Source organism: Candidatus Thermokryptus mobilis (genome assembly GCF_900070205.1).
In the GTDB taxonomy this organism is placed as follows: Bacteria; Bacteroidota; Ignavibacteria; order Kryptoniales; family Kryptoniaceae; genus Kryptonium; species Kryptonium mobile.
Genome location: NZ_FAOO01000001.1, coordinates 101096 through 125635 on the forward strand (window position 1 = coordinate 101096; position 24540 = coordinate 125635).

General features: G+C 40.0%; 21 protein-coding genes and 1 tRNA gene. 10 read left to right on the forward strand and 12 right to left on the reverse strand.

Annotated features, from left to right (window positions below):
* Positions 1-105: 105 nt before the first annotated feature.
* From FKZ43_RS11565 to FKZ43_RS00485, 9 genes are all read right to left on the reverse strand, one after another.
* Positions 106-285, reverse strand: a complete 180-nt coding sequence (locus FKZ43_RS11565) for a hypothetical protein (RefSeq protein WP_235894649.1) — start codon at positions 283-285, stop codon at positions 106-108.
* A gap of 25 nt (positions 286-310) precedes the next feature.
* Entirely contained in the window at positions 311-721 is a 411-nt protein-coding gene (locus FKZ43_RS11570) for a cytochrome-c peroxidase (protein ID WP_235894650.1), read from the reverse strand.
* Between the two features lie 25 nt (positions 722-746).
* Complete coding sequence (locus tag FKZ43_RS00455; protein ID WP_419951023.1) at positions 747-1895, reverse strand: metallophosphoesterase family protein; 1149 nt, start codon at positions 1893-1895, stop codon at positions 747-749.
* Between the two features lie 25 nt (positions 1896-1920).
* On the reverse strand, positions 1921-3069 hold the full coding sequence (locus tag FKZ43_RS00460; protein ID WP_181180188.1) for a cytochrome-c peroxidase: 1149 nt from the start codon (positions 3067-3069) through the stop codon (positions 1921-1923).
* A 95-nt stretch (positions 3070-3164) separates the two neighbouring features.
* On the reverse strand, positions 3165-3716 hold the full coding sequence (locus FKZ43_RS00465; protein ID WP_140943908.1) for a YceI family protein: 552 nt from the start codon (positions 3714-3716) through the stop codon (positions 3165-3167).
* 21 nt (positions 3717-3737) lie between these two features.
* Complete coding sequence (locus tag FKZ43_RS00470; protein WP_140943909.1) at positions 3738-4250, reverse strand: hypothetical protein; 513 nt, start codon at positions 4248-4250, stop codon at positions 3738-3740.
* A gap of 155 nt (positions 4251-4405) precedes the next feature.
* Positions 4406-5632, reverse strand: a complete 1227-nt coding sequence (locus tag FKZ43_RS00475; RefSeq protein WP_140943910.1) for an FtsX-like permease family protein — start codon at positions 5630-5632, stop codon at positions 4406-4408.
* A gap of 49 nt (positions 5633-5681) precedes the next feature.
* Positions 5682-6932 (reverse strand): S8 family peptidase, encoded by a 1251-nt coding sequence (locus FKZ43_RS00480; protein WP_181180189.1) that lies wholly within the window; start codon positions 6930-6932, stop codon positions 5682-5684.
* 61 nt (positions 6933-6993) lie between these two features.
* Complete coding sequence (locus FKZ43_RS00485; protein WP_140943912.1) at positions 6994-7500, reverse strand: hypothetical protein; 507 nt, start codon at positions 7498-7500, stop codon at positions 6994-6996.
* A 165-nt stretch (positions 7501-7665) separates the two neighbouring features.
* Between FKZ43_RS00485 and FKZ43_RS00490 the strand changes: the two genes are divergently transcribed.
* The 9 genes from FKZ43_RS00490 to FKZ43_RS00530 are packed head-to-tail and all read left to right on the forward strand — an operon-like array spanning position 7666 to position 18591.
* Positions 7666-8622 (forward strand): M23 family metallopeptidase, encoded by a 957-nt coding sequence (locus FKZ43_RS00490; protein WP_140943913.1) that lies wholly within the window; start codon positions 7666-7668, stop codon positions 8620-8622.
* A 16-nt stretch (positions 8623-8638) separates the two neighbouring features.
* Positions 8639-8869 carry a DUF2795 domain-containing protein gene (locus tag FKZ43_RS00495; RefSeq protein WP_140943914.1) on the forward strand — a complete coding sequence of 77 codons (231 nt, stop codon included), beginning with the start codon at positions 8639-8641 and terminating at the stop codon, positions 8867-8869.
* Between the two features lie 52 nt (positions 8870-8921).
* Entirely contained in the window at positions 8922-10910 is a 1989-nt protein-coding gene (locus FKZ43_RS00500) for a BamA/OMP85 family outer membrane protein (protein WP_140943915.1), read from the forward strand.
* 18 nt (positions 10911-10928) lie between these two features.
* Positions 10929-12095 (forward strand): DNA polymerase III subunit, encoded by a 1167-nt coding sequence (locus FKZ43_RS00505; protein ID WP_140943916.1) that lies wholly within the window; start codon positions 10929-10931, stop codon positions 12093-12095.
* The gene (locus FKZ43_RS00510) at positions 12080-13135 is read left to right on the forward strand and encodes a PSP1 domain-containing protein (protein WP_140943917.1); all 1056 of its coding nucleotides are present in this window, start codon (positions 12080-12082) and stop codon (positions 13133-13135) included. Before FKZ43_RS00505 ends, FKZ43_RS00510 begins: the two co-directional genes overlap by 16 nt.
* 54 nt (positions 13136-13189) lie before the next feature.
* On the forward strand, positions 13190-15259 hold the full coding sequence (gene metG, locus FKZ43_RS00515; RefSeq protein ID WP_140943918.1) for a methionine--tRNA ligase: 2070 nt from the start codon (positions 13190-13192) through the stop codon (positions 15257-15259).
* Between the two features lie 55 nt (positions 15260-15314).
* A complete protein-coding gene (locus FKZ43_RS00520; RefSeq protein ID WP_140943919.1) occupies positions 15315-16592 on the forward strand; it encodes a Glu/Leu/Phe/Val family dehydrogenase in 1278 nt (425 codons plus the stop codon).
* Between the two features lie 57 nt (positions 16593-16649).
* Positions 16650-17354, forward strand: a complete 705-nt coding sequence (locus FKZ43_RS00525; RefSeq protein WP_140943920.1) for a porin family protein — start codon at positions 16650-16652, stop codon at positions 17352-17354.
* Positions 17355-17376: 22 nt separating this feature from the next.
* Positions 17377-18591: an MFS transporter gene (locus tag FKZ43_RS00530; RefSeq protein WP_140943921.1), complete on the forward strand. Its 1215-nt coding sequence runs from the start codon at positions 17377-17379 to the stop codon at positions 18589-18591.
* On the opposite strand, the gene FKZ43_RS00535 is transcribed toward FKZ43_RS00530, so the two are convergent.
* From FKZ43_RS00535 to dnaK, 3 genes are all read right to left on the reverse strand, one after another.
* Positions 18592-18666 (reverse strand) — tRNA-Val (locus FKZ43_RS00535).
* A gap of 70 nt (positions 18667-18736) precedes the next feature.
* Positions 18737-21400 carry an ATP-dependent chaperone ClpB gene (gene clpB / locus FKZ43_RS00540; RefSeq protein ID WP_140943922.1) on the reverse strand — a complete coding sequence of 888 codons (2664 nt, stop codon included), beginning with the start codon at positions 21398-21400 and terminating at the stop codon, positions 18737-18739.
* Between the two features lie 88 nt (positions 21401-21488).
* Positions 21489-23411 carry a molecular chaperone DnaK gene (dnaK, locus tag FKZ43_RS00545; protein WP_140943923.1) on the reverse strand — a complete coding sequence of 641 codons (1923 nt, stop codon included), beginning with the start codon at positions 23409-23411 and terminating at the stop codon, positions 21489-21491.
* Positions 23412-23571: 160 nt separating this feature from the next.
* Between dnaK and FKZ43_RS00550 the strand changes: the two genes are divergently transcribed.
* Entirely contained in the window at positions 23572-24528 is a 957-nt protein-coding gene (locus FKZ43_RS00550; RefSeq protein WP_140943924.1) for an L-threonylcarbamoyladenylate synthase, read from the forward strand.
* The last annotated feature ends 12 nt before the right edge of the window (positions 24529-24540 follow it).

Sequence of the window (24540 nt, forward strand, 5' to 3'; positions counted from 1 at the left end):
TTTCCCCCTGATTTTTAGAGATTAAAAAAATTTTAATTTTGCAAACGCTCTAAAAAATAAAAAGCCCCGCCAAGTTTGCGGGGCTTGCAATTTATCGGAACTAAATCATCTCTTCCCAGGATTTAGTATCTTCGCATGAGGACGAACATCTTGATTTGCCCTCGCCCAAATTATATATGCCTCCATTGCCTTTAACCTCGGATCGCTTTCATCAAGCGGTTTCCCTTCCATTGGGTTTTCAATACACCAGTTTATCATATCGCGCAAAAGAGCAATCTTTTTCAACTGAACCTGAAACTTTGGATATGTCTCAGGATGTGTATCCAGCAGCGTCTGGATGACACATATCGCAGGAAATCCCGTTCGTTCCAAGTGACGGATCGTGAAACCACTTATACCCCTCCTCAATCATCGCTTTCAATTCCCTCTCCCATATCAAAGAATCACGTCTTGTAAACTTTGTTGCCTGATATTTCTTCTGCTGTTGATAAGTCGCAAGAAGCATTGAAGCAACTTCTTGGGCTTTTTCACGGGTCATCACTTCATTTGATTTAACATCGTTTAAGACAAGTTTTGTTTCACCATCGCATGCAGTGATCACCTTTTTATCGCTCTTCTTTGAATCATCACCTTCAACCGCTGAGGTAATGTTGACTCTACCGCTTAAAAATAACAACACTGATAACAACATTAAAACACCAAAAGAAAACTTTCCCTTCATAACCTAAACCTCCTAATTAGTTTTTTTAAAATGATGGATCTAATGGAAGAGGTGGAACATCTTCTTTACCACCCGACTCAAGATATCTTGCACTAACCTTCATCGGTTCTCTACTCCAGAGGTTATAAATTTTATCCGCTTTTCCATTTGTCAAAACCTCAACTGTTCCATCGCCACATCCATCAAATTGATCAAATGGATCCGCCCTGTTCATCTTTATAGTCAACTTCGGAAGCCCTGTTGGGGCATATGGCCATGGCCAGGCTGTTGAAAGCATGCCGTAAAAGTTAATGTTACCTATCTTGTTAAAAACTGGTTGATGCGTATGCCCATGAATAACGGTCACATTCTTAAATGGTCTCAAAAGAGCTTGCACCTCCTCAGCATCATCAGTCCAGAAATTCCACGGTTTGTAATACTTGTAAAGAGGCGAGTGCGAAAACACAACTATCGGTGTATCTTTTGAAATCTTCGCAAGGTCTTGCTTTAACCATTCAAACTGTCTCTTCCCAACATCACCATATCCTCTTCCGACCGTGAAGGGTTTCCCTTTAGGATTATCAAGCTGAGCCATAAACTTCATCCTCTCCATCGGTGTCATTTTCGTCTCGGTCCAATAGTCATCAACAAGGACAGAATTTAACACTATGAAATGAACGCCTTTATGATCAAACGAATACCATGGTTGCCCGAAAAGTTCCATCCATTTTTCACCGAGGTCAAGATACCAATCGTGTTCACCAACCATCATATACACTTTCGCCTTAAGCTCACTTAAAATTTCTTTTCCAAGCTTTAATTCCTCCGGTTGTCCAAGTTGAGCAAGGTCACCGCCAAAAAGAACAAAATCGGGCTGTGGGTCAAGGGCATTGACATCCTGAACTGCTTTTAAAGCAGCACGCACAAACCTTTCGTTCAATTTCCTCTCGTAAAGATGCGTATCTGAAATGTAAGCAAATCTAAACTTAACCTCTGTCTTACCCTGTTTCGCTTCTACTGCTTCAACAAGTTGGAATGAATGTGGTGGGAATTGATTCTTTGCAAGGGCAACTGCAGCTGAGGCCATCGCGACCTTCAAAAACTGCCTCCTGTTCAACTTCGGCAACATCTCAAAGAACTTCTCTCGCTCCTTCAAATACTGCTCCTCTTTTCTCTCACTTGGCATTTTCGGCATAATTAAAGCACCTCCTTTTTGTTATTTATTTGTTTTCCGGAAAATCTTTCGGGAATTCACCCGTTAGCGACTTTAAAAATTCAACAAGGTCTTGTTTTTCCTGATCGGTCAAGTTCAAAGGTCTCATCTCACCAGAAAGGTTCGGGTTTTCATTTCCACCACGATTGTAAAATTCAATCACATCTAAAAGTGTTGCTTCACTCCCATCGTGCATATATGGAGCTGTGAGCTCAACATTTCTCAATGTAGGTGTCTTAAATGCCCCAATATCTTTGGGATTAAATGTCACAAGGAACCTTCCAAGTTCTGAATAAGCCGGGTTCAAAGCAAGTTCGTCAAGTTTTCTCTGATCAAGCTTCCCCTCCTTGACTAAAAGTTCCGCCTTTCGGGCAAGCTCCGCAAATCCTTCTTGATTCATAGCAACGCCAATGTTATGATACTTGTTATCCGTAAAGAAAGGATTTGAACGGTTGAACTCATGACAAGTTATACATCTCGCCTTGCCCTGAAATAACTGCCATCCTCTCTTTGCTGACTCACTTATAGCATTTTGATCTCCAGCTATGAACCTGTCAAAAGGTGAATTACCTGTAAGAAGCGTCCTTTCAAACGCAGCAATCGCTTGGGCTATTCTATCAATAGTAATCTCACCACCAAATACCTTTTTGAAGGCATCAACATATTCTGGGATTCCTTTGAGTTTCTTAACAACTGCATCGTGATCCGGCATACCCATTTCAATTGGGTTAATTATCGGCTGTTTCGCCTGTTCCTCAAGCGTTTTGGCTCTGCCATCCCAAAACTGCTCTTCATAAAACATTGCGTTCAAAACCGTCGGCGCATTCCTCGCCCCTTTCTGCCCTTTAACACCTTCGCTTACTTTCTTTCCATCTGTAAAGGCAAATTTTGGATCATGACATGTCGCGCAGGAAACAGTATTATCAACTGAAAGACGCTTGTCAAAATATAATTTCCGACCAAGCTCAACCTTCTCAGGAGTTATAGGATTATCAGGCGGGACGAAAATTTCCCAAATGTCTCTTGGAATCCCCAACGGAATTTTTACTTCGTAACTTACCCTGGCGTTTGATTCGGCTTGCTTCTCGGTTATAAATGTTAAACTTAAAAGAAAGCCTAAAAAGAGAAGAATTAAATAAAAAACATTTCGCCTCATTGTCATGGTCTGTCCTTTATTTTTGTCTTCATCTATATTGACAACCAAATAAGAAACTTTATTCCAGCCTAGACCCGCTTGATATTTTGAGAATTTTACTCAGGCAAGATAAACTTCGCAAATATGTATATTTTCAAAGTATCATCAACAGGGATAAAAAGAAGAGAGGGACGCTTCACACCAAATTCTGTTAAACTCACTTTAAAATTACCGTCAACGAACAAATTATTCCCGTCAAACCTCGCTTTACCTTTCATCTCAATCTTCCTTGTTTGTCCGTGAAATGTTAAAAATCCTCTGACAACTATATCTTCGCTGCTGAAATCTATCTCAGTGCTTTTGAAACTTATCGTTGGAAATTTTAGCGCCTCAACAGCTTCCATAGCGTGTGAGTCCCTATTTGAATTTCCGCTGTTAAATTTCATAACTTCTGCAACCGCTTCTGCCTTGAGTATTTTCCTTTGTTTTGTGTCAAACTCAATCGTGAACTTAGGCTCCCTATTTATCGCCTTAACAGTGTGTAAAGGATGACGAATGACATATTGAATGTAGGAGACGCTCTTATCGCCTTCTAGCGATAAAACCTGACCGAAAGAAAAACCGATAACGAACAAAAATAAAACCAGAACACCTTTAAATTGTTTCATAACAGATTCACCAAATTAATTTTAACGGAATGTTATTACAATCATTGATGAAGCAAGCGCAGTAAAAGTTGCAATGGCAACGCCCATGTGAATTTTTTTCAACCGGTTATATTCCTCAAGATTTGCGCTTTCCCTGACCTGTCTTCCAAGTATCGCAGTTGCAACCATTCCAGCCCCGTGAATCCAAGCTAGTGTCTTATGTATCGCCAAACTGCTCCATTTATCATCCCTTTTTATAAGTGGTGGTGGAGACATCAAAGCAAGAAGAGCAGTTAAACTATACGATGCTATCGTAGCCCTTACAAGTGTTCTATGTTTCTCTGCGTAGCCGGGAACAAGGTCATAAGCCTTTTTCCCGTAATAAGCTGAAATTGCCATAAGTCCAAGCGTTGCAAAACCACCGAGTTGATGAATAGAAAGCATAGTCCTTCTCAACTTTAACTCACTTTGTCTTGCTTGCAATGTAAGTGGCGCAAGCCCAGTGATTCTGAACAATCCCCTTTCACCCCATAATCCTTTTTCAAGAATGCTCATTTTACTCGGAAGTAAAGAAGTTGTATCCGTTTGTGAATTTAAAACCTGATTGAAATGAAACAACAAAAAAACAAATAAAATCGCCCGCATAGCACCTCCAAATTAATTTTTTCAAACTCAAAATTTTTAACAACTTGTAAAAATGAAATGTTTCACTATTCCCACCTTAAAGCTTCGGAAGGTATGACTCTGCTAGCTCTTTTTGCGGGATAATATGAGGCAAGCAAACAAAGAACTATCGCACCAAGCCCAACAACGACGAAATCCGACAAATGCATCTCAACTGGAAGTGAAGGTATGATATAAACGGTTGGATCAAGCGGAAAGATGTGATATCTTTGTTGAATGTAACAGACAATATACCCAATTAAACCTCCAAGAACGGTCCCGATTAAGCCGATTATTAAACCCTCAAAGATAAAAATTTTAACAATGTCAGAATTCCTTGCCCCCATCGCCTTTAAAATTCCAATATCCCTCGTTTTTTCAATTACAGACATTGTCAACGAGCCAAGAATGTTAAATGTCGCCACAAAAATTATAAGCAAAAGTATCACATATGCTACCCATCTTTCAATTTGCATAACCGAATATAGGTCTTTGTGTAAATCATACCATGTTTTAACTTGAAATTTATCTCCAAGATGAGATTGAAGGATCTTTTTTATCCTCTCAGAGTCATTGATGTTATAAAGCCGAATTTCAACGCCGTTAATTTTACCCCTCATGTCAAACAAACTTTGTGCTGACTTAACAGAAACGAAAACGTAATATCCATCATAATCCTTGTTATTTGATTCAAAAATTCCCGAAACAACAAATTTTCTAACATTGGGTTGAACTAGCCCGAAAGTGCCAAAACTTGGGCTTACAAGCGTAACAGTATCCCCAACCAAAGCATTCACATGGTCTGAGATCGTTAAGCCGAGAATGATTTTGGGAAGTCCACCGGAATCAAAAAGGTCAAAATTACCAAGTACAATTTTTTCAGGAAGTCCGGAAACAAGCCCAGCTTTTCCAGGGTCTATACCTTTGACATAAACAACCCTATTATTTCTATCAGAGATAAGCATTGCCTTGCTCGTTATAAAAGGGGAATAGCCTTTCACTTGCGGGATATCTTTTATCACTTTTTCAATTGAAGCCAATTCTTTATCTTCAATTCCGAGCTTTTTCTCTATTCTTATATGTGGGTCAAATTCAACAAGTATTCGCGTGACAAGACCATTAAATCCATTAAAGACGGAAAGCACAATGATGAGGGCTGAAACACCAATTGTAACACCGATGAGGGAAATCAAACTTATAATCGTGATCAAAGCGATTTTTCGCTTTGACTTCAAATATCTCCACGCTATGAATGTTGTATATGAGCCAAGCATTGAGGGAATTTTAAATTTAAGGCAACCGCTGAAGCGGTTGCCCTAAAAATTAATAATTTCCGGCATAAACCGACAAATTCGTCGTCTTTGGTTTATTAACTTTCACCCAAGCCTTTCCATCAGCAACAAGACGGTCTCTCACTTGTTGAGGCGTTGCACTTGGATTTCTTGAAAGATAAAGCGCAGCTGTTCCCGCAACATGTGGAGCTGCCATTGAGGTTCCACTCAAAGTTGCAGTTGAACTACCTATGTAAGTTGAGAGAATCCTAACCCCGGGAGCATTTAAATCGAGTAAACTACCCCAATTTGAAAAATAAGCGAATGTATTATTTTCATCGTATGCTCCAACAGTGATTGCTTCCTTTACATGAGCAGGGCTGTAATTTTTCGCGTCGGCACCGTCATTTCCAGCAGCTATAGCATAAACAACACCCGCATTGATTGAGTTAACAACGGCGTTATCAAGCGAGTTATATTTTGATCCCGTTCTTGCGCCTAAGCTCATATTTGCAACCATGGGAAGAGACGGATTGTTAAGTTTTTGTTGTGTCACGAAATCAACCCCAGCTATTACATTTGAAAAACTTCCCGAACCATCATCACCAAGAACCTTTACCGCAAAAAGTTCAACCCCTGGAGCAACTCCAACAACATAATCTCCATTATCCCTGGCTCCAACAATCCCAGCCACATGTGTTCCATGCCCATTTCCATCATCAGCTGTTCCTTTACCTGTAAAATCAACACCACCAACAACATTCAAATCGGGATGATTAAGTTGAATTCCGGTATCAATTATATAAACCCTTACGCCAGTTACACTACCAGTTCCATCACCCGCTTTAGTTGAACTTATATCAGCATCAATTCTATCAATCCCCCAAGGCAATGTCTGAGCAAAAGCATAAACTTTAGCGTCCTCTTCAATATATGCGATCCTCGGGTCACTTCTAAGAGCTAAAATTTTATCCTGAGGGATTTCGGCCGAAAATCCTTTAAGCGCAAAACCATAGACATGTTCAAGATGTAAACTATATGTTTTAGCAATCTCACCAGCAACTTTGGCAACAGCTTGTGCCACACTCTTGAAATCGCCCTTCGGTAAAACATTATCTTTAAGAACAACTATATATTTGCCAGGTATTGCTTCACCTTCTGGGGCGGTATAAATTGGTGCAAGAACTTTTTCCTGTTGCGTTAAGTTAATCTGACCCTGATCCGTTGGTTGTCCACAACCCCAAAAAAAGATATTTAATGCGACAAACAATAAAATTAAACCAAGATTTACAGCGCGCTTCATTTGCATCCTCCGTTTTTTTAATAAAAAAGTCCGAGCCGAAATGGCTCGGACTACCTTAACTTTACTTGCCTGTTGGCAATGTGTAAAGCACGCCGACTTCAACACCCAAGTAATGAACCGCCTGAACAACAGCTGAATACTTAACCGCTCCAACGAGTTTCACATCCGGTGCAACTGAATATGCGACAAATCCACCAGCACCACCTGTAACCTTCGTTTCACTTTTTGGCTTGCTCAGAAACGCAAGCCCAAGCTCACCAAGTACACCAAGCGAAACCTTATCCTGCGTGTAAGCAGTGTAGCTAAGTCCATATTTTACAGGGACAAATGAATACTCAACATTATCTTCCTTAGGGAAAGTCACATAGCCAACTGAAAGCTGACCAGCTAGACCTTTCACATTAAGGAATTTCTCACGAACATCGTAGCGATAATAAGCAAATCCCCCGAATCCAACTGTTGGTTTCTCACTGCGATAGCCAAGTGTTAACCCTGCTCCGATGTCCCTTGAGAAAGCGACACTACTTAACAGCAAAGCAAACGCCAAAAATAAAAATAGCCCTCTCATATTAATCTCCGTTTTGTTTTAGTTTTTGTTTATTTTTTGACCTCGCTTAATTATAAAAAATTTCGGAATAAAAGTCAAGAGCAAGCCCCATTCAGCCCCAGCACTTGACAAATTTAAGTAAATTCGTTATCTTCAATCAGAAACCTAAAAATAACGGAGATAGCTATGGGAAAAAAGATTTTCTACCTTGACACTGAAAATTTAAACTTTAACGAGGTCAAAAATTTAAACTTAAAAATTTTCATCGCCATTGTTTTTGTAATTTTAATCAGTTTGGGTTTCCTCTTCGCTTTAAATCATTTGACTGGAGATATTCTCGGCTTCGGCAAAATCAGAGCTGAAAAACTTGAAAAGGAAAACTCAATCTTAAAAGAGCAATTAAAAGTTTTAAAGGAAAAATTCCATCAAATTGAAAGCATTGTAGCAAAACTCCTTGAACAAGATAGAGAACTCCGACTCGCGGTTGATTTAAAACCAATTGATGAAGACATAAAAAAGGTCGCAATCGGTGGTGTTGAAGAAAAATATGAGTTTAATTTATCAGATGACGAAGCCGAGAAACTTCTTTCCGAGTCGTTTGCCAAATTAAGCAAACTTGAGCGTGAAGTGAGATTACAACAAAAAAGCTATGAGGAAATTTACAAGCAATATAAACTGAACCAAGAAAAGTTCAAACACATACCAGCGATAATGCCTTTGAAAGGGGGTTTGACATCAGGGTTTGGGTATCGCAAGCATCCAATTCTCGGAATTTGGGCTATGCACGAAGGCGTTGACCTTGTCGTTGATGTTGGAACACCAGTTTATGCCACAGGCGATGGCATTGTAAGCTATGTCGGTTACAGAGGAAGATATGGACTCTTGATAGAAATTGACCATGGCTTTGGCTATGTAACATTATACGCTCACCTTTCAAAAGCGTTCGTCAGAGAAGGTCAAAAGGTCAAAAGAGGAGAAAAGATCGGTTTAAGCGGTGCCTCCGGGCTTGTCACAGCCCCACACTTACACTACGAAGTTTTAAAGGATGGTATACCTCAAAATCCGTTAAATTATTTCTTTGAGGACATTGACCCAGCTAAATACACCGAACTAGTTCAGGAATCAAACAAAAAATCAAATTAAAGGAGGTTGATAAATTATGCTTTGGACACCTGAACTTGCTTCCTATCTTGAAGGAGCCCCATGGCCTGCAACAAAACAGGAATTGATTGAATACGCTAAAAGAATTGGCGCTCCACCAGAAGTCATACAAAACCTTGAAGAACTTGAGGACTCTGACGAAGAATACAATGGAATTGAAGATATCTGGCCTGATTATTCTCCCGAAGACGAAGACGATTACCTATTCGGTGAAGAGGATGAATACTGATTATGAACCCCCCGATGAGGGGGGCTCTTAACGAAATTTAAATCGCCCCAAAATGAAAGGGATAATACTTGTTCTTTTAATTTCCGCCTCACTTATAACGAAAGCGCAGGAATTAAATTTTGAACTCAAAGAAATCAATTTCAAAGGGAACAAAACCCTTTCCTCAAAAGAATTAAAATCCGTAATCATCTCAAGGGAGAGCCCGGGGAAATTTTGGCAATTCCTTTATAAAATCAGCGAACGCCTCGGCGATAAACCATCCTACATTGAAAAAATTAAAATCGCAAGCGATGTCGTTAACCTGCAAAATTACTATCAAGACAATGGTTTCTTTGATGTTAAGATTGACACATCTGTAGTTTACGACCATACAAAAAAGACAGCCAGCTTGACTTTCATCATAAATGAGGGTCAACCGTATAATGTTGAAAATGTTGAGATATTCGGTCTGAACTCAATTCCGGATTCGGTAAGGGAAATTGTCCTTAATTTAAAATTTCTCAAACCTGGGAATAGATTTAGGCGCATTGATGTTGAAGCGGAGATTCAACGCATATTAAATTTGCTCTACGATAATGGTTATCCAGATGCATACGTTGATAGAACAAGGGTTAGGGTTTTGATTGACAGCACGAGGAAAACCACTTCAATTTCAATACCATTTTACCCGAACGCAAGATTAGTGATAAAAAATATAAAAATTCTATTTGAAGATACGACAAGGTTAAAGGTCTCAGAAAATATAGTAAGGCGTGAGGTTGAATTTAAAACGGGGGAGTTTTATAATCGCAGTTTGATTTTGAAAACCGAGACGAATATATCTCAAACTGGTTTGTTTGAAAATGTCAGGATAAACATTGATAAGATAAATCAAACGGATAGTTTAAACCACTGCGATGTAATCATATCGGTTGCCCCGTTTAACAAGCATGATATATCACCAGCGATCTACTTCAGCGATGAAAGAAATGCCTTTAATGTTGGTGTTTCGCTTGATTATAGGAACAGAAATTTCCTCGGTGGTGGAAGACACTTTGCCTCAAGTGTAAGGTTTCAAATTCAAAGCTTGAACTTAAAAAAAATCCCAAACCTTGCAGACACAACAAGCGTCGGATTGGTTGAAACCGACCTTAGATTGGAACAACCTTATTTATTGGGGAGAAAAATGCCCGGACAGTTGGGTTTATCAATGACCCTTGATAAACAGAAAAGATATGTTTTGAACATTGTCAGAAACAGGTTAAGGTTTGCTTATAGAGCCATTGATTATTCTGCCTATTTTGATTGGGATATTGAAAGTGTGAATATAAAGTTTCAGTCCCAAGTAGACTCAACACTTGCAAAACTTTACCCCAGGCAAATTAACTCAATTTTAAGTTTAACCTTTCAACTTGACAAGGTAGATGATTTACTTTACCCGAGGTCGGGGCATTCCTATCTTGTCTCCGTTGAAGAAGGCGGGCTTTTACCATTTTTATTCGCACAAGCTGGACTTAAAGTTCAGCCATTCGCGCAGTATTACAAACTTACCTTTTTTTACAGGCGCTTTTTTAGTTTGAATAATTCAGTTTTCGGATTTAAATTTAAGCTAGGTTTTGCCAACGAGTATTTTCTAAAGTCAACTAAAGAGCTTGAGTTGAGTTCAATACCCATAAACAGGCGTTTTTTCGCAGGTGGGAGCGCAAGCGTTCGTGGCTGGAGGATAAGGGAACTTGGCACGGTTTCAAACCCATCGCTTGGTGGAAAAATTTTAATTGAAGCAAATTTTGAAAACAGAACAATCGTATGGAGAAATCTTGGTTTTGTCTTGTTTCTTGATACGGGGAATTTATGGGATGAACCACGGGATATCAAATTAAAATACCTTGCTGTAGCCGGTGGATTTGGGATCAGATATTTAACATTTTTCGGAGGTTTAAGATTTGATTTTGGCTTCAAGGTTTATGACCCCGGGGCTGAGAATAAATTCATATTTAACAAGACAGGGCTACAGATTTTAAAGGATATGATATTTCACATCGGCGTTGGTCAGACATTTTAAAAAATTTCATTGAAAGAAATGGCTTGGTCAAATGTCATAGGTCAAGATAGAGTTAAGCAAATTTTAATCAACGCAATTTTGAGTGAAAGAATACCAAACGCTTACTTGTTTTATGGTCCCGAAGGGGTAGGTAAAGATGCAATGGCGATAGAATTCGCTAAGGCGTTGAACTGCGAAAGGAAAAAAGGTGAAGCTTGTGACGAGTGCAAAACTTGTAAAGGTATATCGGAGTTCTCCCACCCGAATATAAAGTTGATCTTCAAATTACCGCTTGGTAGAAACGAGACCAAAGACGACCCCCCACTTGAAAAGCTTGACGAGGACGAAATAAAAATCATACAAGAGCAAGTAAAATTAAAGTCGCAAAACCCATATCATAAAATTTCCATACCCAGAGCCAACAGCATAAAGATAAACAGCATAAGAGAGATAAAGGTTGAAATCTCGCACAGCAGTTTCATACCAGGATGGCGTGTGATAATTGTTTCGGAAGCGGATGCTATGACAGAACAAGCAGCAAATGCATTCCTAAAGACGCTTGAAGAGCCAACACCAAAGACAGTTATAATTCTCACAACATCAAATAAAGACCAACTTCCCCAAACGATAATTTCACGCTGTCAACTTGTAAGATTTTCATATCTTTCAGATGAAGAGATAGCCACAGCATTGATAGAAAGATACGATTTGAATCCGACAAGAGCTCGTCTTATCGCTCGCCTTTCTAATGGGAGCTTCGGGAAAGCAGTTGAACTCCTTGATGTATCCATAAAAGATAAAAGGATAAAACCGATTGATTTCCTCGCAACGGTTGCAAGTGGTAAAATTGTCAAAATGCTGATTGAGATTGAAAAAATCGTCACCGATTATGAAAGGGATGAAGTTAAAAACTTTTTGAACATAATTTTGACTTGGTTTAGAGATGCCCTCTTCGTAAAGTTTGGAATGGAAGACAGGGTTATAAATGTGGATATGCTTGATCGTTTAAAAAAGTTCATTGAAAATTTCGGCGAAATTGATTATCAAAGGGCGATATCCCTCGTTGAAAAAGCGATAACGCAGGTTGAAAGAAATGTGCAGATGAATTTAATCTTGATAAACCTTTCAATAGGACTTTATGAACTTTTTAAAACGGCTTACAACAAATTAAAACAAAAAAGCACACTGCAATGGACAGAAAAATAGATTCACCTTTTTGGCTTGATGAGAGTTGGGAATCGTTTGAAAGTGGCTGGGAGCAATTAAATAAAGAATTTGTAGCCGGAATTGAAGCGGAAGGAGTTGAAGTTGAAGAACAAAAACTACCGTGTGAATCCTGCTTTAAAAAGCCATTTGACCCAGAACTTGCAAAAATTGAACACACCCTTAATCTTGTTGAAGTTGAATTCAAAAGTTTGCGTCGCGACTTCTTCATAAACGAATCTGACTTTGACCTCAAGCCCGGGGATTATGTCATAGTTGAAGCGATACGAGGTCTTGACCTTGGTAAAGTTCATCTCGTCGGTGAAAAAGTTCACCAGAAAAGGCAATTCCTTGGCATAGTTGGACAATTGATGCGTAAAGTTATAAGACCAGCAAACGATGAAGACCTGAAAAGATTGAAACGGAATAGAGAGGATGAAATCAAGGCATATTATATCTTCAAACAGCGGGTTAAAGTTTTTAATCTTGATATGAAGTTAATTGATGTTGAATATCAATTTGATAGGAACAGGCTGACATTTTACTTCACAGCCGACGGTCGGATTGATTTCAGGGCTTTCGTTCGTGACCTCGCAAAAATTTTCAAGACAAGAATTGAGCTTTGGCAAATTGGCGTCAGGGATGAAGCAAGGAAGATCGGAGGCATAGGAAGCTGTGGGAGAGCGCTTTGCTGTTCCACTTGGCTTGAAAAATTTAACAAGGTTACGCTCCTTCATGCAAAGTTTCAAAATCTACCTCTTAACCCGATCAAACTTTCCGGTCAATGCGGGCGCTTGAAATGTTGTTTGCTCTTTGAGATGGAAACATATATTGAAGCCCTGAAAAACTTCCCACCGATTGATTATGAAATTCAAACTGACAAAGGGACGGGAAAAATTGAAAAGTTTGACATCTTCAAAAACTATGTTTATGTTCACTACGGGAACGATATATGGGAGAGGTTCACACTTGATGAGATAAAGAAATATATCCCGCAGGAGGCGTTTGAGCGAAACAAGGAGATTTTTTCGCATTTGATTTGAAAGGTTTGTTTTCTTAAATTTTTCCTGACATAAGTAAACTTTGAAACAAAATCAATGAACACCTTGACGGAAAAAGAACCTCAAAAAATACTTGTAACAGCTGCCCTTCCATATGCAAACGGACCAATTCACCTTGGGCATCTTGCGGGTGCATATCTCCCTGCCGACATTTATGTCAGATATCAAAGATTAAAAGGAAGAGATGTCATCTACATTTGTGGTTCCGATGAACACGGTGTCCCAATCACTATAACCGCTGAAAAGGAAGGAATAACCCCTCAGCAGGTCGTTGATAAATATCACTACATGAACAAGGAGAGCTTTGAAAAATTCGGGATAAGCTTTGATAACTACTCCCGGACATCACTTCCATTGCATCATCAAACTGCGCAAGAATTTTTCCTTGAACTTTACAAGAAAGGGATTTTAAAGGAAAAGACGACAAAGCAACTCTATTGCGAAAACGATAAAATGTTCCTTGCTGATAGATATGTTGAGGGAATTTGCCCGGTCTGCGGTTCCCCCGGGGCAAGGGGCGATCAATGTGAAAAATGCGGAAGCTGGCTTGAACAAACTGATTTGATTGAACCGAAATGTAAAATCTGTGGTTCAACACCTGTAATAAAAGGCACATCACACTGGTATCTTCCCCTTGGAGATTTTCAAAAGCGACTTGAGGAATGGATAAGCACCAAAACGCATTGGAAGGAAAATGTCAAACAATATGTTCAATCATGGTTTAGAGAGGGTCTGCAAGATAGAGCCGTCACAAGGGATTTGTACTGGGGCGTAAAAGTTCCGATTGAAGGGGTTCAAGGCAAGGTTATTTATGTTTGGTTTGATGCTTTGCTCGGTTATATCTCATCAACCAAGGAATGGGCACAAAAAATCGGTCAACCTGAAAAATGGCGCGAGTATTGGCAAAACCCTGAGACTAGATTAATTCACTTCATCGGAAAGGATAATATAGTATTTCACTGCATTGTCTTCCCTGCGATGCTTATGGCTTGGAACGATGAGCGTGATGATAAGTTTATACTTCCCGATAATGTCCCCGCTAATGAATTTTTAAATCTTGAGGGGAAAAAGCTTTCAACGAGCAGAAACTATGCGGTTTGGTTGAATGAATATCTTGAAAAATTTGAGCCCGATCCGCTCCGCTATGCGCTTGCAAGCATACTTCCGGAGACGAAGGATACGGATTTTTCGTGGAGGGAATTTCAAGCGAGAAATAACAACGAACTTGCAGATATACTTGGAAATTTTGTAAACAGAACGCTGACTTTTGCAAAAAAATACTTTGGAAATAAAGTCCCCGAAATTTTTGAGCTTGAAAACATTGACAACGAGATGATATCAAAGTTGAAGGAATACGCCGATAGAATCGCCGAAAATTATGAAAACTTTAAGATAAGAGATGGCGTCTTTGAAACGATGAACCTCGCAAGGCATGCGAATAAGTATTTCAATGATACAGAACCTTGGAGAACGATAAAAGAAAACCCCAAAAGAGCTTCAACGACGATAAACATTTGCTTACAAACCGTTAGAGCTCTTGCGATACTATTTGAACCAGTTTTGCCGTTTTCAGCGAGGAAAATATGGAAGATGTTAAATTTGAACGACGATATAGTGAAGTCAGGTTGGGACAGCGCATATCAGCTTTCTTTAAAACCCGGGCATCAACTTGGGGAACCGGAAATTTTGTTCAGAAAGATTGAGGATAGCGAAATTGAGAGGGAGATAAAGAAGTTAAAAATAGCAAGTGGAGAGATAACTGAGGAGAAAATTGAATTTAAACCACAGATAACGATTGAGGAATTTCAAAAAATTGACCTCAGGGTCGCGGATGTAGTTGAATGTGAAAGGGTCAAGAATTCGGAAAAACTTCTTAAGTTGAAGGTCAGAATTGGAAATGAAGAAAGGCAAATAGTTGCAGGCATCGGGAGACATTATTCACCTGAGGAACTTGTTGGGAAGAAAGTCATAGTAGTCGCAAATTTGAAGCCAGCTAAATTGATGGGGATTGAATCGCAAGGGATGTTGCTCGCAGCTGTTAAAGACGAGAAGTTAACGCTCATAACGACGCTTGGCGAAATTGAAAGTGGAAGCCAAGTTAGATAAATTCCGGACCTTTTGGTTCGGGATTTTTTATTTAAAAAATAAAAGGAAAAAAGCCATGATAACGGAAAAGGAAAAAGCACTTAAAGACGGCGCCAAGTCAATTTATGATATGGCGCTTGAAACATTTGACAAGGCAGCTGACCTTTTAAATCTTGATTGGGACATAAGGGAACATATCAAGTACCCGGAAAGGATTTTGATTGTTAACTTCCCCGTCAGGATGGATAATGGCAGAGTTCAACATTTTGAGGGTTACAGGGTTCAATACAGCACGGCTCGCGGTCCGGCAAAAGGTGGTATAAGATATCACCCAAGTGTAACGCTTGATGAGGTCAAGGCGCTTGCCTTTTGGATGACTTGGAAATGCGCTATAGTCAATATACCTTTTGGTGGTGGGAAAGGCGGAGTTGTGTGCAACCCGAAAGAGATGTCACAAGGTGAACTCGAAAGATTGACAAGAAGATATACCGCTGAAATTCTACCTTTAATTGGACCCGAAAAAGATATACCAGCCCCGGATGTGTACACAAATCCGCAAGTCATGGCGTGGATTATGGACACATACAGCATGATGAAGGGATATGCGGTTCCTGGGGTTGTAACTGGAAAACCCATTTCACTTGGCGGTTCGCTTGGGCGAGATCAAGCAACCGGGCGAGGTGTTTTCTACACGACGCAAAAGGCGGTTGAACATCTCGGCTTAAAACTTGAAGGTGCAAAAGTTGTTGTTCAAGGTTTCGGAAACGCTGGTTCCGTTGCAGCAATGCTTTTTGAAAAGGCGGGTGCAAAAGTTATAGCTGTCAATGACTCAAAAGGTGGTGTCTATAACGACAAAGGTCTTGATGTGATGAAACTGATTGAACATAAAAACAAGACCGGCTCAGTTATCGGCTTTCCAAATTCAGAACCGATAAGCGCTGACGATTTGATGGCTCTTGAATGTGATATACTTGTTCCAGCCGCGCTTGAAAACGCAATTCATAAAGGAAACGCTGGGAAAATCAATGCAAAGATAATCTCAGAAGCAGCCAACGGACCAACAACCCCAGAAGCCGATGCAATACTTGAAGATAAGGGTGTCTTCGTGATCCCAGATATTCTCTGCAATGCTGGCGGTGTGACCGTTTCATACTTTGAATGGGTCCAAGATGAACAGCATCTCTTCTGGGATGAGGAACAAATTTACACTATGCTTGAGAAAATCATGAAACGTGCCTTTGATGAGGTCTTAAATATACACCTGAAAAACAAGGTCTCAATGAGGATGGCTGCTTATATGCTTGGTATTGGGAGAGTTGCTGAAGCAGTAAAATTGCGCGGTTTATATCCGTAATCTCACCTTACTCGGGGGCTTTGCCCCCGGCACATCTTTAATAAAAGCAAAGTTGAAATGAAACGGATAATTTTTTTTATCTATGTAACCTTGCTCTTCCAAAATTGCCTCGCACAAGATCTAATCATCGGCGCATATTTGGGGAAAAACTTCCCGCTTAACACCTATTTAAAAATTTCACAAGACATAAACGAAACATTCCTGAAATTTGAAAACGTCAACCTGACCGACAAATCGTTTAAATTCCCACTTTATTACGGCGTTAAAATTTCAAAAAGCTTGAATTTCGTAAACCCAAAGGTCTTCGCTGAGGTTGAATTTATACACTCAAAGGTTTATTCAAACCCAGAGCAGAAAGTTAAAGTAGTTGGAATTTATAGAAATTCGCTTCTTGATTCCGTTATACGCTTTGGTGACATAGTTCAAAATTTCTCAATTTCACATGGATTGAACTACTTGATTTTAAATTTCGGTTATAAATTTGGGAATAAAATATCGCCATTTGTAAAATTTGGTTTTGGGATTTCAATACCTCACTTTGAAACAACTATTGATTCGCTATCATTTGAAAGGTACGAGACGAACGATTTCGTCGTTCAATTTGCAGGCGGTTTAAACATAAAAATTCACAAACACATCCTCCTTTTTGCTGAAGGAAAATATACATATGGTGAAATCGTCAACGCCGGGATTTATGGTGGAACTGCAGAGACACTCATAAAAATGTTCCACATCGCCTTTGGACTTGGTTATACAATTTAAGGAAGGAAAGCAAAGCAAATAGATGGAAACCTGGCGCAAAAACCTTTACATTGTTTGGCTTGCTCAGTTCATCACGATGATGGGGATGAGCATGGTCGTCCCTTTCCTTCCGTTCTTCATCCGAGAACTCGGTGTAATGGAGGAAGGAGATGTTGCCAGATGGAGCGGTGTTGTTTTTTCTGGTCCTTTTATAATTTCATTTTTCACGACACCTCTTTGGGGAACTCTCGGCGATAGATATGGACGGAAATTAATAATGATACGTGCAATCTTTGGTCTCGGCATAGCACAATTTTTAACAAGTCTATCACAAAATGTATATCAACTTTTCATCTTCCGAATCATCCAAGGCGCAATAAGCGGTTTCATACCATCAGCCCTTGCCTTTATCTCTGCCGAATCCCCATATGAGAAAAAAGGTTATGCGATCGGTGTCCTTCAAACCGCAACCTCAAGCGGACAGCTTATTGGACCCCTATTCGGTGGAATTTTCGCCGATTTAATTGGCTATAGATATATTTTCCAGCTTACGGGTTTAATTTGTTTTATATCTGGGTTTTTGCTCATATTTGGGACAAAGGAGGAGAGAAAAAACCAAACAAGAAAGGGGAATGAGTTAAAAAGTTTAATTGAAAATTACAACTACGCTTTCGTTCAGAATAAACTTATCAAGTTCGCTTTGATGATGATATTTTTATCTCAGACATCGGTGATGCTTGTTCAGCCAATTTTTGCGCTTTTTGTTGAATTCATATCTGGTGAAATAAAACATATATCAAGTTTAGCCGGGATTTCCTTTTCAATCGCAGGACTTTTCACCGTCTTATCCGCTCCTTGGTGGGGAAAAAGAAACGATGAGGATGTAAAAAAATTAGGTGTATCAGGATATAAAAAAAATCTTTTTATCTCTTTTTTTGGCGCTGGGATTTCCCTTCTTATGCAAGGAATTTCACGATCAATTTTTCAGCTTATATTTTTCAGGGCAACTTTCGGATTTTTCCTTGGTGGCATTACACCCGTGATTTATTCGCTCATAAGTAGAAATGTAAGTGAAGAGAAGCAAGGTGGGGTAATGGGAATAGCTTCAAGTTTTACGACCCTTTCAAATGTCTTGGGTCCGGGATTTGGTGGATTAATAGCGAGTTTTCTCGGATTAAGAGCAGGCTTTTACCTGAGCGCTATGATCTCGCTTTTATCGTTAATTATAATTAAGAATCTTGGAGGAGAAGAAAATTAGTGGGCGGTAGAGGATTCGAACCTCTGACCTCCACCTTGTAAGGGTGGCGCTCTGAACCAACTGAGCTAACCGCCCAAGCCAATGAAAAATTAATAAAAAAATCTGAGCAAAACAAAAAAGGACGCCGATAGGCGCCCCTTCAATTTTAAACAACTTCAACTTCTTCAACCTTCTTTATAAACATTGGCTTTCCTTTTAAGTCAATATCAACAACTATAGTATCGCCATTCAGAAATTCACCAGCAAGTATTTTTTCAGCAAGCGGGTCAAGTATATGTTTTTGTATAACTCTTCTCAATGGTCTTGCACCAAATGTCGGATCATATCCGACTTCGGCAAGCCACACCCGCGCTTTATCTGAAAGTTCAAGCTTCATATTGTTTTTCTCAAGTCGCTTATTAACCTGTTTCATCTGCAAGTCAACAATTTTAAGTATGTCCGACTTCGTCAACGGCTTGAAGAAAATTATCTCGTCAATCCTGTTGAGAAATTCAGGTCTTATCGTCTGCCTTAAAATTTGCATAACCTCATTCCTTATCTCTTCCATTATTCTGTCTCTGTTTTCATCAGTCATCCTTGACATCTTCTCCTGAATGATATGCGAACCGATGTTTGAGGTCATTATTATAATTGTGTTCTTGAAGTTGACCACATGACCTTTACTATCGGTAAGGCGTCCATCTTCAAGGACTTGGAGCAAGATGTTAAAAACCTCCGGATGTGCCTTTTCAATCTCATCAAGCAAAACAACAGAGTAAGGTTTCCTTCTAACTGCTTCGGTTAATTGTCCACCCTCCTCATAACCAACATAACCTGGCGGAGCGCCAATTAACCTTGAAACGGAGAATCTTTCCATATACTCGGACATATCAATTCTTACCATGGCATTTTCGTCGTTAAACAAAAGTTCGGCAAGTGCTCTTGCAAGCTCTGTTTTACCAACACCAGTGCTTCCAATAAAGAGAAACGAGCCGATTGGTCTTCTCTCATCCTGCAAGCCAGCTCTAGCCCTACGAATGGCATTACTTACCGCCTTCACAGCTTCCTCTTGATCAACAATTCTTTCGTGCAACCTCTCTTCCATATGCAAAAGTTTTGTCCTCTCGCTTTCAAGCATCCTCTGAACCGGAATCCCAGTCCACTTTGAAACTATCTCAGCTATATCTTCCGCATCAACTTCCTCTTTCAACATCCTTAAATCTTTTTGAACCTCGGCAAGTTTTTGCGTTGTTTCTTTCAATTTCATCTCAAGTGAATGTATAACGCCATATCTCAATTCAGCGACCCTGCCATAATCACCCTCACGCTCGGCTTTTTCGGCTTCAATTTTCGCCTTCTCAATCTGCTCCTTCATTTCTCTGATTGATTTAATAAGTTCTTTCTCCATTTGCCAATGAGCTCTTAGACGATCCCTTTCCTCCCTTAATCCTGCGAGTTCTTGTTCAATATCCTCAAGTTTCTTCTGCGTTGCCTTTTTATCAACATCAGTTGCGTAATTTGATGTCAACTCGCGCTTTACTGCTTCCCTTTCTATTTCAAGCTGTTTGATCTTCCTTTCAATTTCATCAAGTTCCTCTGGCATTGAATCAATTTCAATTCTCAGTTTTGATGCTGCTTCATCAATCAAATCAATCGCTTTGTCAGGTAAATATCTATCTGTAATATATCTATGGCTCAACTGCGCAGCTGCTACAATAGCAGCATCGGTTATTCTCACGCCGTGATGAACTTCGTATTTTTCTTTCAAACCGCGCAAAATTGAAATAGTATCTTCAACGGACGGTTCTTCCACAAGTATCGGTTGGAATCTCCTCTCAAGCGCAGGGTCTTTTTCAATGTGCTTTCTGTATTCATCAATCGTCGTAGCCCCGATTGCATGGAGTTCACCTCTGGCGAGTGCGGGTTTAAGCATATTTGCAGCGTCAACAGCACCTTCAGCAGCACCAGCACCAACAATTGTGTGTAATTCATCAATGAAAAGAATTATCTCGCCGTTTGATTCCTGAATCTCCCGAAGAACAGCTTTTAACCTATCTTCAAATTCACCGCGATATTTTGTCCCAGCTATCAAAGCACCTATGTCAAGGGCGAAAATTCTCTTGTTCTTCAATGGCTCTGGGACATCACCTTGAACAATCCTATGAGCGATCCCCTCAACAATTGCTGTCTTTCCAACCCCTGGCTCCCCAATTAAGACAGGATTATTCTTCGTCCTTCGGCTTAAAACTTGCATCACACGACGAATTTCCTCATCCCTACCGATAACAGGGTCAAGTTTGCCCAAGCGAGCAAGTTCCGTTAAATCTCTACCGTATTTTTTAAGTGCTTGATACTTATCTTCTGGATTTTGATCCGTAACCCTTTGTGAACCGCGAATCTCGCGCATCACCTTTAAAATCGCATCTTTGACAATCCCTTGATCGGAAAGGATTCTTCCGGCATCAGTATTTCTATTTTCCGAAATAGCAATGAGAAGATGTTCAACACTTATATATTCATCTTTCAAATTATTCGCTTCCCTAAGAGCGTCATCAAACACCTTCATCAAGTTTTGCGAAATATATTGATTGCCAAGTCCAGCTCCCTGAACCTGCGGAAATTTATTTATCGCTTCATTTAATTTATTTCTGATGTAATTGACATTGCCACCGATTTTCTTTATAATTGAATTAACAAGACCTGTTTCATCATCAATCAAGGCAAGGAGCAAATGTTCCGGCTCAATGACCTGATGGTTTTTATCGGCAGCGATTTGCATCGCCTTCTGGATAGCGTCTTGCGATTTTATCGTAAATTTATTCCAATTCATAAATTTCACCTCCTGTTAATTTTTTCATAAAAAAGGCGAGGCATTAAAACCTCGCCCTTGAAAGGTGCGTTTTTGAAAAATTCAGAAATTAGTTTTTCTCCTTCTTATCCTTATCATCAACTATCTCATAGTCAGCATCTTTAACATCTTTCTTCGTCTCCTCATACGTTCCACCACTTGCTGAATACCCAGTTGATGTCGTTGATGTAGCTTGTTGATATAGATAACCCGATGCCTCATTCCAAGCATGCGTTAAATCATCCATCCCAGCTTTAACATCAGCAATAGGTGCGTTCGTCTTTATCAAGTCCTCAAGTTTATTCGCTTTCATTTCAATCTTGCTCCTCAAATCGGATGGCAATCTATCGCCGAGTTCACGAAGTTGCTTCCTCGTTGTGTAGACGAGGTTATCAGCTTGATTCCTGAGTTCGGCTTCTTCGCGTTTCCTTCTATCTTCTTCAGCGTGTTCTTGCGCTTCACGCTTCATCCTTTCAATTTCTTCTTTAGTCAAGCCACTTGATGCGGTTATCCTTATGCTTTGCTCTTTTCCTGTGGCTTTATCTCTGGCGGTCACATGTAAAATTCCATTTGCGTCAATATCAAATGTCACCTCAATCTGTGGAACTCCACGCGGTGCCGGTGGAATCCCATCAAGTATAAACCTACCGAGCGATCTGTTATCCTTCGCCATCGGTCTTTCACCCTGCAAGACATGAATCTCAACAGATGTCTGGTTATCAGCTGCGGTCGTGAATATCTCCGTCTTACGCGTCGGTATTGTTGTATTCGCAGGGATCAAAACCGTCATAACTCCGCCGAGCGTTTCAACACCGAGTGAAAGTGGTGTAACATCAAGTAAGAGAATATCTTTTTCCTCACCAGCAAGTATCGCACCCTGAATAGCAGCGCCAATTGCAACCGCTTCATCAGGGTTAACACTCTTGTTTGGCTCTTTACCGAAGAAATCACGAACTATCTGTTGAACTTTTGGAATTCGCGTTGAACCACCAACAAGAATGACTTCATCAATGTCGTGAATAGTCATCTTTGCCCTTCTTAACGCCTCCTCACACGGTGGAATTAATTTCTGAAGCAAATCATCAATCAACTGCTCAAACTTCGCTCTCGTCAATGTCATCTGCAAATGCTTTGGACCTGTACTTGTAGCGGTTATGAACGGAAGATTTATCTCCGTCTCAAGTCGGCTTGAAAGTTCAATCTTTGCTCTCTCGGCTGCTTCCTTCAACCTTTGTAAAGCTATCGGATCCTTGCGCAAATCAACCCCTTCCTGTTTCAAAAATTCCTCAGCTATCCAATCAATTATCCTCTGGTCAAAATCATCGCCACCAAGATGTGTATCGCCACTCGTTCCCTTAACCTCAAAAACGCCTTCGCCGATCTCAAGAATTGAGATATCAAATGTTCCACCACCAAGGTCAAAAACAGCAATTTTCATTTGTTTTCCTTTCTTATCAAGCCCAAAAGCTAAAGAAGCAGCTGTTGGCTCATTTATAATCCTTCTGACATTTAAACCAGCTATCTCACCTGCTTCTTTCGTCGCCTGACGCTGAGCATCATTAAAGTAAGCTGGTACCGTAATCACTGCATCGGTGATTTTCTCACCAAGATAAGCTTCGGCATCCTGTTTCAATTTCTGCAAAATCATAGCGGAAATTTCAGGTGGTGAATAAATCCTGTCGCCAATTTGAACCCTTGCGGTGTTGTTTGGACCACGGACAACCTTATATGGAACTCTCCTTGCTTCCTCAATCACCTCGTCATAAAATCTCCCCATAAAACGCTTGATTGAGTAAACTGTATTTTCTGGATTCGTTATCGCCTGACGCTTTGCGGGATGACCAACGAGTCGTTCCCCCGTCTTTGTAAATGCTACAACCGAAGGCAAAGTCCTCGGACCCTCCGAAGTCGGGATAACGACGACATCATTTCCCATCTTTACTGCTACGACAGAGTTGGTCGTCCCAAGGTCAATTCCAACGATTTTTCCCATACTCTTTCACCTCTTGTTTTTATTTTTAAAAAGTGATTTTTCTGTTAAATTTATATTGCAAAATGCGTGCCAAATATTCACATTGAAAATCAATTTAAAAACAACCGAAAAACCAAACACAAAACTGAAAAGATTTCACAAATTTAAGAATTTTTGTCCGATGAAAGTTAAAGCGACAGATGAAAATATAAAACTTGCTGGCTCAATCATAAAAAAAGGAGGACTTGTTGCTTTTCCAACTGAAACAGTGTATGGTTTGGGCGCTGATGCGTTAAACTCATACGCAGTGGCAAAAATTTTTGAAGTTAAAAATCGCCCGAGCTTTGACCCACTTATAGTTCACATTTCAAAAATTGAATGGCTTGAAAAACTCGTAAAAAAAATTGATGCCAGAGCCGAGAAACTCATCCGAAAATTCTGGCCAGGTCCTTTAACGCTTGTCCTGCTAAAGTCAAACATCGTCCCTGATATCGTCACAGCCGGGCTTCCAACAGTTGCCGTAAGAATGCCAGCACATCCTGTGGCTCTTGCTTTGATTGAGAACGCCCAAACCCCAATTTCCGCCCCAAGTGCAAACCCATTTGGTTACATAAGTCCAACCACAGCTGAACATGTTGAGAAACAGCTTGGTGACAAAATTGACTTGATACTTGACGGTGGAAAGTGTCCAATCGGGGTTGAATCAACTGTTTTATCTTTAATTGATGAAGAGCCAACAGTTTTGCGCCCGGGCGGTCTTCCAATTGAAGAAATTGAAAAAGTGATCGGTAAAGTCAAACTTCAAAGAAGCACCGATAAAATTTTATCACCCGGACAACTTCCCAAACATTATGCCCCGAGAACACCGATAAAAATTTTTTCTTCGCCTGATGAAATTAAAGAGGGTGATGATATAGGCGTCTTACTCTTCAAAAAAACCAACCGTGAAATAAAAGCAAAGCATGTTGAAATCCTATCCGAAAACGGTGACCTACGGGAAGCAGCGAGCAATTTATTTTCCGCTTTACATGAACTTGACTCCGCTGGGGTTAGAATAATCTATGCGGAGGCGATACCAGAGGTTGGGCTTGGTGTAGCAATAATGGACCGCTTGCGTAAAGCAAGCGGTCAAAGATAAAAAAATGGGGGG

What these genes read in the sequence shown, in the direction of transcription:
- FKZ43_RS00550 (WP_140943924.1), top strand. Translation starts at nt 23,572, where the DNA reads ATGAAAGTTAAAGCGACAGATGAAAATATAAAACTTGCTGGCTCAATC.
- FKZ43_RS00500 (WP_140943915.1), top strand. Translation starts at nt 8,922, where the DNA reads ATGAAAGGGATAATACTTGTTCTTTTAATTTCCGCCTCACTTATAACG.
- FKZ43_RS00455 (WP_419951023.1), bottom strand. Translation starts at nt 1,895, where the DNA reads ATGCCGAAAATGCCAAGTGAGAGAAAAGAGGAGCAGTATTTGAAGGAG.
- FKZ43_RS00525 (WP_140943920.1), top strand. Translation starts at nt 16,650, where the DNA reads ATGAAACGGATAATTTTTTTTATCTATGTAACCTTGCTCTTCCAAAAT.
- FKZ43_RS00520 (WP_140943919.1), top strand. Translation starts at nt 15,315, where the DNA reads ATGATAACGGAAAAGGAAAAAGCACTTAAAGACGGCGCCAAGTCAATT.
- FKZ43_RS00510 (WP_140943917.1), top strand. Translation starts at nt 12,080, where the DNA reads ATGGACAGAAAAATAGATTCACCTTTTTGGCTTGATGAGAGTTGGGAA.
- FKZ43_RS00460 (WP_181180188.1), bottom strand. Translation starts at nt 3,069, where the DNA reads ATGAGGCGAAATGTTTTTTATTTAATTCTTCTCTTTTTAGGCTTTCTT.
- FKZ43_RS00490 (WP_140943913.1), top strand. Translation starts at nt 7,666, where the DNA reads ATGGGAAAAAAGATTTTCTACCTTGACACTGAAAATTTAAACTTTAAC.
- FKZ43_RS11570 (WP_235894650.1), bottom strand. Translation starts at nt 721, where the DNA reads ATGAAGGGAAAGTTTTCTTTTGGTGTTTTAATGTTGTTATCAGTGTTG.
- FKZ43_RS00475 (WP_140943910.1), bottom strand. Translation starts at nt 5,632, where the DNA reads ATGCTTGGCTCATATACAACATTCATAGCGTGGAGATATTTGAAGTCA.
- FKZ43_RS00485 (WP_140943912.1), bottom strand. Translation starts at nt 7,500, where the DNA reads ATGAGAGGGCTATTTTTATTTTTGGCGTTTGCTTTGCTGTTAAGTAGT.
- FKZ43_RS00505 (WP_140943916.1), top strand. Translation starts at nt 10,929, where the DNA reads ATGGCTTGGTCAAATGTCATAGGTCAAGATAGAGTTAAGCAAATTTTA.
- clpB (WP_140943922.1), bottom strand. Translation starts at nt 21,400, where the DNA reads ATGAATTGGAATAAATTTACGATAAAATCGCAAGACGCTATCCAGAAG.
- FKZ43_RS00465 (WP_140943908.1), bottom strand. Translation starts at nt 3,716, where the DNA reads ATGAAACAATTTAAAGGTGTTCTGGTTTTATTTTTGTTCGTTATCGGT.
- FKZ43_RS00470 (WP_140943909.1), bottom strand. Translation starts at nt 4,250, where the DNA reads ATGAGCATTCTTGAAAAAGGATTATGGGGTGAAAGGGGATTGTTCAGA.
- metG (WP_140943918.1), top strand. Translation starts at nt 13,190, where the DNA reads ATGAACACCTTGACGGAAAAAGAACCTCAAAAAATACTTGTAACAGCT.
- dnaK (WP_140943923.1), bottom strand. Translation starts at nt 23,411, where the DNA reads ATGGGAAAAATCGTTGGAATTGACCTTGGGACGACCAACTCTGTCGTA.
- FKZ43_RS00530 (WP_140943921.1), top strand. Translation starts at nt 17,377, where the DNA reads ATGGAAACCTGGCGCAAAAACCTTTACATTGTTTGGCTTGCTCAGTTC.
- FKZ43_RS00495 (WP_140943914.1), top strand. Translation starts at nt 8,639, where the DNA reads ATGCTTTGGACACCTGAACTTGCTTCCTATCTTGAAGGAGCCCCATGG.
- FKZ43_RS00480 (WP_181180189.1), bottom strand. Translation starts at nt 6,932, where the DNA reads ATGAAGCGCGCTGTAAATCTTGGTTTAATTTTATTGTTTGTCGCATTA.